The 15,146-nt window shown below is 33.7% G+C and carries 16 protein-coding genes and 1 other annotated feature; of the genes, 14 read left to right on the top strand and 2 right to left on the bottom strand.

Annotation, left to right across the window (positions count from 1 at the left end):
- Window positions 1-4: 4 nt before the first annotated feature.
- From AC07SW_RS08025 to AC07SW_RS08015, 3 genes are all read left to right on the top strand, one after another.
- Entirely contained in the window at window positions 5-745 is a 741-nt protein-coding gene (locus tag AC07SW_RS08025; RefSeq protein WP_135018148.1) for a WxL domain-containing protein, read from the top strand.
- An 84-nt stretch (window positions 746-829) separates the two neighbouring features.
- A complete protein-coding gene (locus AC07SW_RS08020) occupies window positions 830-1,843 on the top strand; it encodes a WxLIP family cell surface protein (protein WP_494632621.1) in 1,014 nt (337 codons plus the stop codon).
- Between the two features lie 15 nt (window positions 1,844-1,858).
- Window positions 1,859-3,283: a glycosyl hydrolase family 28-related protein gene (locus AC07SW_RS08015; RefSeq protein WP_494632620.1), complete on the top strand. Its 1,425-nt coding sequence runs from the start codon at window positions 1,859-1,861 to the stop codon at window positions 3,281-3,283.
- A 44-nt stretch (window positions 3,284-3,327) separates the two neighbouring features.
- Here the strand turns inward: AC07SW_RS08015 and AC07SW_RS08010 are convergent, their stop codons facing one another.
- Window positions 3,328-4,002: an NAD-dependent epimerase/dehydratase family protein gene (locus AC07SW_RS08010; RefSeq protein WP_494632619.1), complete on the bottom strand. Its 675-nt coding sequence runs from the start codon at window positions 4,000-4,002 to the stop codon at window positions 3,328-3,330.
- A 176-nt stretch (window positions 4,003-4,178) separates the two neighbouring features.
- Window positions 4,179-4,389 (top strand) — a binding site (T-box leader).
- A gap of 185 nt (window positions 4,390-4,574) precedes the next feature.
- On the opposite strand from AC07SW_RS08010, the gene nhaC reads away from it, so the two are divergent.
- Window positions 4,575-5,981: a Na+/H+ antiporter NhaC gene (nhaC, locus tag AC07SW_RS08005; RefSeq protein ID WP_034568415.1), complete on the top strand. Its 1,407-nt coding sequence runs from the start codon at window positions 4,575-4,577 to the stop codon at window positions 5,979-5,981.
- A 102-nt stretch (window positions 5,982-6,083) separates the two neighbouring features.
- A complete protein-coding gene (gene hemH / locus AC07SW_RS08000; RefSeq protein WP_494632618.1) occupies window positions 6,084-7,070 on the top strand; it encodes a ferrochelatase in 987 nt (328 codons plus the stop codon).
- 279 nt (window positions 7,071-7,349) lie between these two features.
- On the opposite strand, the gene AC07SW_RS07995 is transcribed toward hemH, so the two are convergent.
- A complete protein-coding gene (locus AC07SW_RS07995) occupies window positions 7,350-7,667 on the bottom strand; it encodes an ArsR/SmtB family transcription factor (RefSeq protein ID WP_494632616.1) in 318 nt (105 codons plus the stop codon).
- Window positions 7,668-7,811: 144 nt separating this feature from the next.
- Between AC07SW_RS07995 and AC07SW_RS07990 the strand changes: the two genes are divergently transcribed.
- The 9 genes from AC07SW_RS07990 to AC07SW_RS07950 form a co-directional block, all read left to right on the top strand.
- A complete protein-coding gene (locus AC07SW_RS07990; RefSeq protein ID WP_494632615.1) occupies window positions 7,812-8,105 on the top strand; it encodes a putative quinol monooxygenase in 294 nt (97 codons plus the stop codon).
- A 27-nt stretch (window positions 8,106-8,132) separates the two neighbouring features.
- A complete protein-coding gene (locus AC07SW_RS07985) occupies window positions 8,133-8,759 on the top strand; it encodes a nitroreductase family protein (protein ID WP_201785258.1) in 627 nt (208 codons plus the stop codon).
- Between the two features lie 586 nt (window positions 8,760-9,345).
- Window positions 9,346-10,821 (top strand): helix-turn-helix domain-containing protein, encoded by a 1,476-nt coding sequence (locus AC07SW_RS07980; RefSeq protein WP_494632614.1) that lies wholly within the window; start codon window positions 9,346-9,348, stop codon window positions 10,819-10,821.
- Window positions 10,818-11,183 carry a hypothetical protein gene (locus tag AC07SW_RS07975; protein WP_494632613.1) on the top strand — a complete coding sequence of 122 codons (366 nt, stop codon included), beginning with the start codon at window positions 10,818-10,820 and terminating at the stop codon, window positions 11,181-11,183. Before AC07SW_RS07980 ends, AC07SW_RS07975 begins: the two co-directional genes overlap by 4 nt.
- A gap of 13 nt (window positions 11,184-11,196) precedes the next feature.
- Entirely contained in the window at window positions 11,197-11,676 is a 480-nt protein-coding gene (locus AC07SW_RS07970) for an MSCRAMM family protein (RefSeq protein ID WP_494632612.1), read from the top strand.
- A gap of 24 nt (window positions 11,677-11,700) precedes the next feature.
- On the top strand, window positions 11,701-12,192 hold the full coding sequence (locus AC07SW_RS07965) for a hypothetical protein (RefSeq protein WP_494632610.1): 492 nt from the start codon (window positions 11,701-11,703) through the stop codon (window positions 12,190-12,192).
- Window positions 12,193-12,225: 33 nt separating this feature from the next.
- A complete protein-coding gene (locus AC07SW_RS07960) occupies window positions 12,226-12,468 on the top strand; it encodes a hypothetical protein (protein WP_494632609.1) in 243 nt (80 codons plus the stop codon).
- A 40-nt stretch (window positions 12,469-12,508) separates the two neighbouring features.
- Window positions 12,509-12,721: a hypothetical protein gene (locus AC07SW_RS07955; RefSeq protein ID WP_494632608.1), complete on the top strand. Its 213-nt coding sequence runs from the start codon at window positions 12,509-12,511 to the stop codon at window positions 12,719-12,721.
- Window positions 12,722-12,747: 26 nt separating this feature from the next.
- Window positions 12,748-15,146: lectin-like domain-containing protein (locus tag AC07SW_RS07950; RefSeq protein WP_494632606.1), on the top strand; the 2,399-nt coding region annotated here is incomplete at its 3' end.

Here is a 15,146-nt window from a genome sequence, read left to right as displayed (position 1 = left end):
AAAAATGAAAATGACAAAAACAGTAATTTTTAGTTTGGCTACCTTTGCTACAGTAACACTTGGAGGTGCTCCTGTATTTGCTGCAACTGCTGGAGTGATGAACTCGAATACAGATATTATTTTCCAGGCAGAGACTTCTATTACAGATCCTACCAACCCACTTATTCCAGGAGCTCCAGTTACTCCTAATCCATCTGATCCTCATGAACCTGGAACAGCTGGGCCCTTAAGTATCGATTATGTTTCTAATTTTCATTTTGGAACAGCAACGATTGATGATATGGATAAAATTTATTATGCTCAACTAGATTCTGTTGTAGATAAAACAACAGGCTTACCCTTACAAGTGCCAAACTATGTGCAAGTAACAGATAAGCGTGGGAACAATGCCGGCTGGAAACTACTTGTGAAACAAAATGGTCAGTTTAAAACAACCGATACGAACACAACACCATTAGACAATGCACAGCTTCATTTAAGTGCAGGAACCCCCTTATCAGTTGTCCCGATTTTATTTAGTCCAACAACGACAGCTGTTAATCTTGATCCAACAGGAGCGGCCTCTTCAACTGTGATGACTGCTGTTGCGAATAAAGGTTTTGGAACGTGGACTTCTTCATTTGGCGCCGATAACGTAGGCGGTTTGACAGGTGTTTCACTGAATATACCGATGGCAAGTTCGAAAGTATCCAATGTTCAATATAAAACAACACTAACTTGGAACCTTGAAGATAGCCCAAACTAAAAAAATTAGCCAAAGGGAATAAATCAGCTTAAGATACGATTGCCTTTGGCTTTTTTACTAATTTAATTGAAAAGAGGATTAGATATGAAACGATTTAGCTACTTATTTTTATTAATAGCAAGCATGATAATTGTTATGCCAAAGCTAGCAGATGCAAATGAAATGAATTTTTCTGTTAAAGCAATTTTACCTGAAAATCAACGAGATCAAACTCATACTTATTTTGATTTAAATGTCGTACCAGGCACGACTCAAGTAATAGAAGTAGAACTAAAAAACGAAACAGATAACGATGTAACAGTTCAAACAGTTGCAAATACGGCAGTTACCAACGATAATGGAATTGTGGAATACACGAATGAAAAACCAAAATTGGATAAAAGTTTAGCGATTCCATTCAGTAAAATAGCTTCCGTTCAATCAGATATCACGATCCCTAAACAAAGTAGCCTTCAGTTACCAGTCACATTAAAAATTCCAGAAAAATCATTTGATGGTGTTATCTTAGGTGGTTTATACTTTAAAGAAAAAGAAACGGACCAAGAAACAAAAAAAAGTAAAGACGATGTTCAAATTGAAAATAAATTCTCTTATACGATTGGTGTCTTGCTAGCAGAGTCGCCAGAAACGGTACTACCTGATTTAGTTTTAAATGACGTGAAAGCCACTCAAAAAGTAGGACGTAATGTGGTCACAGCTAATCTTCAAAATCCAAAAGCCGCATTACTTAGTAACTTAACAGTTGATGCTAAAGTTTATGAAGCAGATAGCAATCAATTGCTTCACGAGGAAAAACAAACAAGCTTACGAATGGCACCAAATTCAAATTTCAATTACAGCGTTTCTTGGGGAAATGAAGCTTTTAAAACAGGCGATTACCGCATTGAAATTACAGCTACAGATGGCAATCAAAATTGGCATTTAAAAAAGGACTTTAAAATCAAAGTCGAAGAGGCAAAAAAATACAATGATTCAGCTGTTCATATTGCTCAAAAATCAACCCCTTGGACGTACTGGCTAATGGGTGGAATCATCATTGTTTTACTAATCGTGATTGCATGCTTAATTTTAAAAAACAAGAAGAAAAAATCAAATTAGAAGGGAAGAAAAGAAATGCACTTAGGAGAAAAGACCAAAGAACTCCTAACCAACTATTTTCCAGCATATCAAACACGTACGAAACAGTTGCAAGCAGTCAAAGAAACGGAAGCATACTTTCAAGAATTACAACAAAATAAGCTAGTAGAATCCCCATTAAAAAAAAGCGTTTCTTACTCATTTGTCACCAAAAAAAATGCACCCTTTAAAGCGGATCCTCCAGTTGCGATTGGCGAATCTCGCTTTTTAGTTCCATGGTGGTTTCAAATTTTAAAAGAGGAAATCAAACAACAAAAATTAAAACAAAAAGTGTACTCAATTGAAGAATTTGGTGGCGTAGGGGATGGCGTGACAGATTCAACGAAAGCCTTTCGCCGAGCTTTAAAAAAAGGCAATCGTAAAATTATCATTCCACCAGGAACATATCTAACTAGAGAGTTGAGAATGCCTTCCAATACTAGCTTGGTAGGAAGTGGAGTTGATCAAACCACTATCAAATTACATCCTAATGCGCCAATTGGAGAACGAGTAGTCCGTAATAAAAATCGATTACGAGGCAATCATCATCTTGTCATCAAAAATATGACATTAGACTGGAACGTAGAACGTTTAGGAAACAGTAAAACGACTGCAAAAGGGGGAACGACCTCTAGTTGTTTAACTTTTGCACATGTCACTTACGGCGTGATTCAAAACATCAAAGCACTAAACGCTGGACTTCATGGTGTCGATTTAACAGCTGCTTACTATAGTTATCGAGGAGATGGAACCCGTTCAAGATTAGGAAGCAAATTTATTTGGGCAGATGAAATTGAAGCGGTTGGTTTTGGCGATGATGGAATCACAACCCATCACAGCGACTATCTACTTATCAGCAATTCCTATCTCCACCACCCAAGTGGCAGAGCCCATCAAAAAGGCTTTTCTAATTCAAATGGCATTGAAATCGATGATGGTTCAAGTCATGTAATCTTAGTTAATAATCGCACGGAAGCGTGCTTTGGGGGGATTGAAATTAAAGCGCATGAAGAGAGCTCAGCTGCTAGCGATGTTCAAATTATCGGGCATTACTCGTCGTTAGATAACCGTTCATATAACTTTAGACACATTGGCCATCATCAAGGTGACGACAGACCTTCAAAAACGGCTAAAGGAATTAGAGGAACCTTTTTAGTATCTATTAATCCACAACCTACACCATTGTACGAGGAATCAAGTCCTAGAAATTTAGTCGTTTCAGCTTATCAAGGAGTAGTCATTAATTATTTTGTAGGAACAACCCAATGTTCAGATTTAGAAAAAAGAGTTGGCATAGCCATTCAATTCCGTGCAAGAGAGGTGTTGATAGCTCATCATGTACTGAGTGGCTATCAAGAAAAAGATACACCGCTCTATTTAGGCAAAGGGATTCAATCCGTTACCATCAAAAAAAACAATTAAAACCCAACCAAAAGTCAGAAAATTGTCTAACTTTTGGTTGGGTTTTAGTGTTTACTTTGTAATTCATCAAGGCTTAGGACACGATAAGCTTTTTTAGGAACTTCATCCAAACTAGCAATAATTTTCGTTGCACAAACCTTTACAGGAGTTGGTTTAATTGAAATGAAAAGCTGTTTCAACAGAGGGATTTTCAACAAGAAAAAAAGTAAATTTGCTAGAGTTAAAGAAGAAGGGCGACCTTTTCCGTATAAAAGACCCGGTCTAACGACTGTTAACGGAAAAGGAAGACGTTTTAAGTAATTTTCAGCAAGCCGTTTATTTTCAAGGTATTTTTTAGGGATAAAGGGGCTACCAGCATTTGCAGATAAAAAAACAAATCGTTCAATTGCTGTATTTTTACTAGCATTTCCAACAATCATTGCTGCATCTAAAATCATTTTTTGATACGTAAGTCCTTTTTTAGGTTTTTCTTTAAGAATAGCTACAAGATGAATAACGATATCGTATTGATTGATAATCGATTCCAGTTGATCGGTAGCAAAAAGATCACAAGTAATCCAATCGATAGGCGCGTCTGATAGCTCTTTTGACAACTGGGTTGGTTTGCCGTGTTTAGAAAGGCTAGCTACCGTAAACCCTTTTTTTAATGCCGCAAGACAGAGTTCTTGTCCTAAAAAACCACTTCCACCAATAATCAGTATTTTTTTGTTAGTTGCCATTTTTACACCTCCATTAACGAATAGGCTAGATACGTTTAAGTATAACAAATTGATTAAATAAAGAAACTGAAAAGCTTTTAAATTAAGGGGGAGGCCTCCCATTAACAAAAAAGAAATTAAAATAAATTGACCTTTAGAATGGAACGTGCTAAAATACAATTTATCAACATCAATACTTTAACGCGTTGAAGAGTTACAGTAGAATCTAAATCTTAGTTCAGAAAATTGGTGGACGCTGCGAACCAATCGGGATTTTTATTTGAAGTACAAACTTGGAGCATCTTTAGGAAACTAAAGACGGAGAGGTCCGTTACACCAATGAAGCGAGAAATGATCTATTCATTTCTAAACTGGGTGGTACCGCGAATAATCAAATTCGTCCCTGTTGTAAGAAATTACAGCAGGGGCTTTTTAGCGTAAAAAATGGAACGAGTAAAAAATATAAAGGGCGTTTCACGAAAGGGGTTAGTAAAATGGAAAGTTTAAGATGTACCAATGGAGGATTAACAAGTTATCGTTTGACTAAATAATTCATAGTAGAACACAAAAAAATTATTTAGGAGCGATAGAAGATGAAAACAAAAAAAAGTTTTAAAGAAGCATTAGGAATACTGGTTTTAATTTTACTGATTATTGGGGTAAGTGTCATTAAGTTTGGCGTGGCACCTCAAACGCCTTTAATTATATCCATTGGATTATTAATCTTATGGGGGAGAATCAAGAAACATTCTTGGGATGATATCCACAAAGGAATTCAAGAAGGGATCTCCACTGGTCTTGTACCAATGATTATCTTTATCTTAATTGGAGCTTTGATCGGTGTTTGGATTGCTGCAGGAATTATTCCTTCAATGATGGTATTTGGGTTTAAAATTTTAAATCCAAGTATCTTTGTCCCATCGGTTTTTATTATTTGTGCCATTGTCGGAACGTCAATTGGGAGTGCTTTTACAACCGTATCAACCGTTGGAATTGCCTTACTGGGAATGGGAACAACAATGGGTTTTAATCCAGCCTTAGTAGCAGGAGCAATTGTTTCAGGAGCCGTATTTGGCGATAAAATGTCGCCTTTGTCAGACAGTACGAATTTATCAGCAGCTGTTTCAGGTGTGGATTTATTCCGTCACATTAAAAACCTAATGTGGACAACAATTCCAGCATTGCTAATTGCCTTAGTTTTATTCTTTATATTAGGAAATGGTCAACAGCATGCGGATACAGCAGATATTACGAAACTTGTTCAAACTCTAAAAGAAAATTTTTCAGTTAATTTCTTTGCCTTAATTCCAATTCTTGTCATGTTCATTTGTTCGTGGCGAAAAATCCCAGCAATTCCAACACTACTTCTAAGCATCATTGTAGCCGTTGTAATGCTCTTTATTGAAAAACCAATGACCAAGTTTGGTGAATTATCGTCTATTTTACAAGATGGCTTTGTTTCTCAAACGGGAGATGCTAGCATTGATGCTTTGCTAACACGTGGAGGGGTTCAAAGTATGATGTGGTCCATCTCTCTTATTATTTTAGCCTTAGCATTAGGTGGACTTTTAGTGGAATTTAAAGTCATTGATTCAGTAATGAAACCTTTATCAACTTCATTAAATTCAACAGGTAAATTAATTCTAGCAACTGCACTTTCTTGTATTGGAGTGAATCTGTTAGTTGGAGAACAATACCTGTCGATTATCTTACCAGGTAAAGCCTTTAAAAAATCATTTGATGACGCAGGGTTGCACCCATTAGCGATGTCGAGAGTGTTAGAAGATGCGGGAGCTGTCGTTAATTCACTTGTTCCGTGGAGTGTTAGTGGGGTATTTATTGCAGGTGCTTTGAGTATTCCAACCGTCGATTACTTGCCATTTGCATTTTTCTGCTTGCTTTGTCCAGTGATTACCGTTTTCTGTGGGTTCACAGGAATTGGCATTCAAAAACAAAAAGTGAAAAAAGCATCAATTGAAGAAACTGTTGTAAACCAATAAAAAAGTAGCAGTCGTCGTTTAGTTTCTAAACGACGACTTTTTTTGAGAACAATAAAAACATTGTGATATACTTAATAAAGTTAAAAGAAAAGGAGTGGGAAAATGGAACAGCCTATCCATAAAAAAGGAATTTTGATTGCCAATTTGGGGACACCTGATAAACCAGAAAAAAAAGAAGTACGTGCCTTTTTGAAACGTTTCTTAGGGGATTCTCGTGTCATTGACACGCCACGCTGGCTGTGGTTGCCGCTTTTACATGGCATTATTTTAAACACACGACCTAAAAAGTCGGCATTACTTTATAAAGAAATATGGCGAGAAGCAGGCTCTCCCTTACTTATTTACACCAAAGCTCAAGCAGAATTATTGCAAAATCTAGTACCAAATCAAGTTGTGCGTTTTGCTATGTCTTATAGCCATCCAGATATCCCAAGCGTTTTAGCCGAAATGGAAGCAGAAGGCGTAACCGATTTGACGGTTATTCCACTATACCCACAATACTCAACAACAACGACGGCTTCAATTTACGACTCGATTGCAAAGTACTATTTGAACAGTCAGAAAATCCCGACGATTCATTTTGTAAGTGATTATAGTGATCATCCGCTGTATATTCAATTAGTAGCAAGCCAAATTAAAGAAGCTTTAAAAGAACACGAAATTGACCAATTACTCTTTTCCTATCATGGCATCCCGGTTTCCTATGTAGAAAAAGGCGATGATTATCCGATTAAATGTCAACAGACCACTAAAGCTGTGATGCAGTTGGTGGGAGAAATTCCTTATATTGAAACCTATCAATCGAAATTTGGTCCTTCTGAATGGCTAACGCCAGCAACTGATGCGACTTTAAAAGCATTGCCGAGTAAAGGGATTAAACGAGTAATGGTGATTACACCAGGCTTCGTTTCAGACTGTCTAGAGACAATTGAAGAAATAGAATCTGAAAATTATGGTTATTTTATGGAAAACGGAGGAATTGAGTTTCATTACATTCATCCTTTTAATGAAGACCCTAGATTTGCTGAATTAGTAAAAACCTTAGCAGTAGAGCAACAATCGAATGAGATTGAAAAGGAAAGCTTGTAATCACAATCAGAACATGGTATATTACTTACATGCGATGAGTTGACTCAATCAGATAACTTTTAGTTATTTCGCTGCGGCGACTAGTGATTGAACAAAGGCAGGGCATATGTACTTCGAGTACAACTACAAGATGTAGATGTTTGGACCCCTCTGTTTTGTGGAATTCACGGGACCTATTTATGCAAATAAATACTGTCGAAGAAGCACTGACTTTTGTCAGTGCTTTTTTTATGTCATCATTTAAGTAAAAAATAAAACAAAAAAGCATTGAAAAATTTTTCAATGCTTTCCTATTTTTTCTTGGCGAATCAATTCTAGTAAACCTGGGAATTTGTTGTTTAATTCTGCTTTTTGAACAGAATAATAATGAGCAGTTCCAGATTTTTCACAATGAATCAAGCCAGCTTCTCTTAAAATTTTAATATGATGTGACAACGTTGATTTTGCAATTGGATAATCTTCTTTTTTCAAACCCTTTCCATCTGTATCTAACAGGCACATCACAATATTTAATCGAAGGGGATCACCCAAAGCTTGAAAAATATGAAGTAAGTCCGACTCTTTAGTGGGTTCAATAGCTTTAGGTTGATTTTTCATATAGTCACTTTATCATATTTTAGGAAAAAGTGATAGTAAATTTCATTCTTTAAAATTAGTCACTTGCAAATGAATAGTAAACTATGATATGATGCTTTTAGTTCGAAAAAAATCGAACAATATAAACGAGGGAGTAATGTGAGAATGATTCATATCCAAGCAAAGATGTCTCTAAAACCAGAAGCAAAAGCTGAATTCTTAAAAGAGATTAAGTTGTTAGTGAATGCTTCAAAAAAAGAAGCAGGAAACCATCAATATGAGCTAGTTGCAGTTGTAGGTGAAGAAAATAAATTTAAGATGTTAGAAACTTGGGAAGATCAAGCTGCAATTGAGGCACACAACCAAAGTGAACATTTTAAAACATTTCAACAACAAGCAGCAAGCTGGTTAGCTGCTCCTTTAAGCATTACATTACTAACTGAATTAAAACCAAACTGAAAGAAGGAATAAATTGTGTCAGAAAAAATGTTAACGAACGATTTTAATACTATTTTAGCGGGTCGCCGTTCAATCCGAAATTACGATCCTGCTGTTAAAATATCAAAAGAAGAAATGAATGCAATCTTAACAGAAGCAACTTTAGCACCCTCATCAGTGAATATGCAACCATGGCGCTTTGTAGTTGTAGAAAGTGACGAAGGAAAAGAAACGTTAAAACCAATTATCCGTTTTAATACTCTACAAAACGATACATCAGCAGCGATGATTTTAATTTTTGGCGATCGTGATTGTTTTGATTTTGGTGAAGAAATTTACGGCACCGCAGTTGAACGTGGTTTAATGCCCCAAGAAGTAAAAGACCGTCAAATTGCAGCGTTAACGAATCACTACAATACCATTTCAGATGATAAATTAAAAGAAATTTTATTAGTGGATGGCGGAATTGTCGCAATGCAGTTAATGCTCGTTGCCCGCAAATATGGGTACGATACAAATCCAATCGGTGGCTTTGAAGAAGATCAGTTAGCTGAAGCTTTTGGATTAGATGCAAATCGTTATGTACCGGTGATGGTATTGTCAATAGGAAAAGCGAATGAAGAAGGTTATGCTTCTGTTCGTTTGCCAATCGAAAAAATTACTGAATGGAAATAAAAAAAAGCTAAAATGACTTATAAAAAAATTCCATTAAGGAGTTTCAAACTGTAGACAAAAAGAGCTGGATTTCGAATCTAGCTCTTTTTGTACATACTAAACCAGCTTTAATCTGCCATCAATTGTGTCAAAAAATCGTTAAGAAGTTGTAAATTTTTAGTTATTAAGTATTTTTTTTATCAAATAGAAATAGAATATCTTTTAATGTTTTACCATACAATGTAATTTCTCTAGTTTTTTCTAGAGATTTTTTTTGTATATATATAAACTGAACTAATAAAAAATGGCAGTGACGTAAATGAATTTTTCATTTTATAAAGAAATTCTTAGAAAAGACATATCTTTTTCTTAATTAATTGAAACCTGTTATATTAATGCTATATAAATACATGTAAACTAGTGAATCAATCGTGTTTTTAATGTTGTTTTATTTTTTTTAAAATATAGAGAAAAAAAAGAACAAAAATCATTGAAAGCATATTGAATGCACTATTTTTGTAGATTAAACTTATGGTAAATAAAAAATTAAAATAAATTGATAGAAATCATAATTTAATCCACTCATAAGGAGGTGTAAGAACTGGAATTGAAAATAAAAGATTTTTTAGAGGTAAATGACAGTGTGAAGTTAGAAATAGCAGAGATACTAAATTCAAGACGAGAAGAATATACGTCAGTCGAACTATTAGTTGAATTGTTAGGAATTTCTAAATTCAAGGTAACAAAATATATTCAAGAGTTAAGTGAAGATATGGCAGATGAATATGAAATATTAGAAATCAGGTCTTTTTCTCAAGGGGAGTTAAATGATTTGTATATATCTGCAACCACTATCAGGCATTTAAGGTTCATGTATATCCAAAAATCAAAAATTTTTCTGTTATTTAATGAAATGCTCTATGGAAGAGTTTCGTTAGGTCAATTTTCAAATAAATACTATATAAGTCGAAGTAAAACAAATGTATTGAGAAATCAGTTGACGAAGTTATTGGAAAATTATTCCATTACAATCAAAGATGGCATGTTTGTTGGAAACGAAGAGCAACTTAGGAAAGTAGCCTTCGAAGTGCATTATTTTTATTTTAATGGATCGAAGGTTTCATTTCCAAAAAAAGTTATAGAACTAAAGAATAAGTTGAAAAAAGAGTTAGAAAAACTAATTGATTTAGATTTAGTCTTAACAAAAAAAATAAAAGTAGATCTATTTTTATCTATTTTAAGTATTCGAATTTCACGAAAAAATTTTTTAATTGATCAGCCATCTATCTTATTAGATGACAGTTTAAGCGAAAAATATGATTCGAAAAAAGAAGAATTTAGTGAGATACTGCTTTCTATCTCAGGAGGAGAATTAAGAAAAGAAGCATTAAATGAACTTGATTCTATTTTTTTATTTTTAGTAAGTGAAGAATGTTTGTCTTTAAAGAATAAATTTATAGTAAAAAAACTAAATGACGAAATAAAAAAAGTAAGCAATCAACTTGTAAAAAAGACATTCATGGAAATTAAATTCAACGATACTGTTACCAAGGGGAACAAAATAAAACTAAAAAAGAGACTAAAACGTTCTTTTACAATGATTCATTTCCAAAGATATTATGCTCTTCATACTATTTTGACCTTTAATACAGATTATCAAATTACCTATTTTAAAGAAGCTTACCCACAATTTCATAAATTGGTTTGTAAACTTTTAAAGATGGATGAGTTGGAAAAAATAATTCATTTAAATAGCACAAATGAAGCAAGTTTGTACTACGATTACATGTTTGCGCTTATTTCATGTCTCCCTATTAGTCTTTTAAATGACAAAACTTATATTTGTGTTGATTTTTCTAGAGGAGATAGCTATACAGAATATATTTCTGAAAATATTCGTGCTTTTAAACAGTTAAACGTGGTAATTCAAAAAAGAATAGATAATGAAACTCAGTTATTTGTCTCAGATTTTATGATTGAGAACAATCGATTAGAACAAATTATTTGGAAAAATCCTCCTACAGATGATGATTGGGCAATATTAGGTGATGCTATTGTTTCTGTAAAAGGAGGGCAATTATGATGCACTATTTAAGAATAGGAACGTTACTAGTAGGGTTGTTTTTATACCAAGATATTGTTCAGCCTAATTTTTTTATCAGTCATTTTGCAAACGAACTTTTTATAGATGGATCTGTAACTAAAAATTCAAGAATTAGGACTAGTGAAAATGCTTTAGTGGTAGAAAATGAAAATCAATCCATCCTTTACATTTCGAATCAAAAAGAACAGTTAACTGAATCTATTCAAAATAAATTAGTTAATTATGTTAAACCTCCTAAGGTTCAATCAGCTAAATCAAAACGAACGAGAGTTGGAAAACGAATGGCCGTTCTAACAGGGACCATGTTGTATGGGGAGAAATCAGCCATAGATTACTATTAAGGAGAGTATAAAAATGAAAAAATTAGGATGCTTAATTAGTGTAATCATTATGATTTTTTTTCCACTTTTTCTTGTCTTGATGAGTCATTCTTTTTTGAATGAAAAGCAAGACTATTTAAAATTAGTCCACGATAAGAAAGAGCATCCTGTTTCTAGCATGCAAGAAATAACGAACCAAGCACAATTAATTATGGGGACCGAAACTGTTTTATATTCAGAAACACCAACTTTGATTATTGAAAATCAGAATAGTCTTTTTAAAGAAAAGGAAGTTGTGATTAAAAAAATAGATCAAGAGAGTCGAATGCTTTTAAACGATGCAGTTTTTGAAGTTGAAAATGAACAAAGAAAAATTGTTAAAACAAATTTAAAGATATCAAAAAATGGGGAACTGTTAATAAAATTAGCTCCAGGTACCTATTATTTAATAGAAAAACAATCACCTAGAGGGTATCGATTGATGAGTAATCCAGTTCTATTTATAGTAAGATAAATTTTTAGTAAAGAAGGTACTTTGATGATTCGAATGAGTGAGAAGGGGAAAAAAAAAGAATCAAGAAGTTTATTGAAACGACTCTTGTTTATTTCTCTTTTAAGTTTTCTATCAGTTAGTTCTATTCATAAAGTGAGAGCGATTGAGTTAGATTCAGTTAATGAAGAAAATCAAAATTATGAAAAAATTGGGAAAACGACGATTGAAAAAAACATTGAAAATCAACAAGCTATAAAAGTAACATCCTTAGATCAACTTGTTAAATGGAATGTGATTGTAAATTTTGGCTATCCATTACCAAAAAATGAAGGTATCAAAATTGTGGATCAGGTGGATGAAAAGTTAACTATTAAAAAAGTAGAAGTACACAATCAAGATGGTCAGTCAGTAGTGAATAATGGAACGTTATCAATTGAAAATAATAAAATTATTTTTGAACTAAAAAAAATAGATAGTTCTTATGATTATTTAGAAAATCAAAGTTATAAAATGACTATTTTCACCAAGATTAACTAAATGATTATAACTAGAAAATAGGAGGGGATTAGGATGAAAATAGAGGACTTTTGGGTAGATATTGATATTTATCATGTGTCTTTTGAAGTGAAAAAGGAAGGGAATAACTTAATTGGATTAAGACAGATCAACAAAACGATTGTTCTTCCTTCTGGAATGACTGAGGAGGAAGTAATTAGCATCGTGACTAAACGTTTTTCAGAAGTTAAAACAGTTCAAGCTGTTGATTATTGGGAAGAAGCGCTTTTATTGAAAGGAGGTGAAAAGAGTGTCTAAACAACATGTTGAAAAACAAAATTATAAAGGAGGAGTTAATATGAAAAAAAATATTAATATGAAAGTAATGGCAGGCATCGTAGGTCTAGTTGTGTTATTAGGTGTTTCTTTTGGAGTCTATGCGGCAACCAATTCTTCCGATGATAAAGTTGCAACTGAGCAAACAACAAATCGAACACAAAATGAAATCAAAGCAAAAAGCAATGTAGCTAAAACACCTATTGTTCAACCCAAAAGTGATTCTGGAGAATAATATAAACAGAGATAGGAAGTTGACTAATGAAAAAAAATACATTAAAAAAAGGAATTACTGTCTTTGCTTTAGCGGTTATGATTTTGAGTCAAACATCGTTTCTTAAAGCAATTGGGGATTCTTTACCAACAGAAGTATCAGAAGTTACGTTAAAGCGTATCGTTGATGAAGAACAAAATAAAGTAACTTTAGAGCCTACAGAAACTACAGTTGGAGAAACTGTTTTGTTTGAGTTGGCAGATAGCAATGAAACAGATGAAATGGTTAAAGTTCCGTTAGGAACAGACTACAGTTATAACGAAGAAAAAACAAAAGAGTTAAATAAAGATCGTGAAGATGTGACAATTGGGTATCAAGAAAGTACAAATACGATGTATGTTTCATGGTCAAAAGAAAAAGCTGAACGAAATGTAAAAATTGCAGTAACTTCAAAAAATGTAGGAACACAAAAATTTTATGCAGGAGTTACACGAGGGGGACATGATTATAAATCAACAGATTTAATTGTTAATTCCAAAGCAGTAACAACGGACACTTCAAGCAACGATAGTGCTGCTACGGAGAGTTCAACTGAAGAAGCTAATACTGAAGCTAGTAATGACTCATCTGATGGAGAGTCTGATCAGAGTAATTTGACCGAAAGTAATTCGAATAGCTCTTTAAATAGTGAAGAAGAAACTCTACAAGGGCTATCTACGGGAGTCAAGGCTGTTGGCGGGGTTACTGTAAATAAAGACAATTTTTTAGATTTCTTTAAGTTAAATGGAAATCAAGTGAAGTATGATCAAGGAACAGGAATTGTTACACTGACTGAAGATGCAGTAGCTCAAGTAGGAAATGTAACTTTGCAAAATAAAATAGATATGAATACTGATTTTTCTTTGGAAGGTGAAATCAACTTAGGAGACAAGTCTCAAATTCAAGGTGGAGCTGATGGCATAGGGTTTGGGTTTCATGCACAAGGAATAAATACTGTCGGTTTAGCGGGTGGAGATCTTGGAATTGGTGGAATAAAAGGAGCTTTTGGATGGAAAGCAGATACTTGGTGGAATAGTACTGATCCACCTGCTTTTGGATCGAGTATAGGAAATGGGAAAGCTTTTGGCGCGTTTATGCGTTACAATGATGAAAAGAAATATACTGAAACAGTATTACCTGGACAACAGATTACAGAACCATCCAATAATAATTTTAAACCAATTACTTTTAGTTATAACGGTAGTTTAAGAACTATGACAATTAATTATGATGGGAAAAGTTGGCAAGATAATGTTTCTAACTTCTCATCTAGTAATGAACTTGCATTTCTTATCACAGCATCTACGGGATCAAGACATAATCTCCAACAATTTAAAATTGATTCGTTTAGTTATAATCCATCTGGGGTTATTCAGACAAAGTATGTAGATAAAGCAACTAATAAAGAAATTGTACCAGGAAAAGAATTTACGGATCTAGTTGGAAAAACTAAAGATAATTTAAAAAATTTAAATGGACAAGTAACTAGCATGGGGTATACGTACGATTCTGTTAAATCTTCTATACCTGCTAATTACGATGAATCAACTGATACAGGGACGTTTGCTTTAACACCACAAGTAGTAACTTATTATTATACTCTAACACCTGGTAGTGTGGAATTACTCAAAACAGATAAACTTACTAACAATCCTTTAGCAGGTGCAATATTTGATTTACAAAGTGAAACAGGGGAAGTATTACAATCGGGATTAAAAACGGATAATAATGGGAAATTGAAAATTGATAATTTAGCAATAGGAAATTATCAATTAGTAGAGACTAAAGCACCAAGCGGTTATGAATTAGATTCTACGCCAATAACTTTTACAATTGTTCAGAATCAACAGACTCCAATTCAAGTATCAAAAACAAATGTAAAAATTAATCCTGCACCTAAGGTAGAAAAAAGTGTAGAGAATACTAATGGAAAAAAAGAAGTCAAAGTTGACGATATATTAAAATATACAATTGTTGGAACAAATGAAGTGGCTGAATCAGTATTAACCAATGGATATATCACAGATACGTTGCCAGAAGGGTTAGGAGCACCAACTAATATTGTGTTAACACAAGCAAATGGTGTACCAATTCCGATTGCATCAACAGCATATGATCCTACAACACGTAAACTTGAAGTAAATATAGGTGACTTAGCAGGAAATGAAAAAGTTACATTAACATTTGAAACGCAAGTATTACCAGAAGCAGAAGGAAAAGTATTAGAAAACGTAGCTGTAATTGGTGGAAATATTCCAGATGGAGGATCTACAGAAGCAACAGATACGGCAGGAATTCCACCAGTAGACCCAACAACTCCGCATCTAGTAGTAGATAAGAGTGTTGAGAATGCGAATGGAAAAGAAGAAGTAGCTGTAGGAGACATGGTGAAATACACGATCGTAGC

It is taken from the genome of Carnobacterium sp. GW821-FHT04C06 (genome assembly GCF_059420345.1).
The sequence above is the reverse complement of the archived record's forward strand: the minus strand, read 5'-3'. Positions and strand labels throughout refer to the sequence as shown.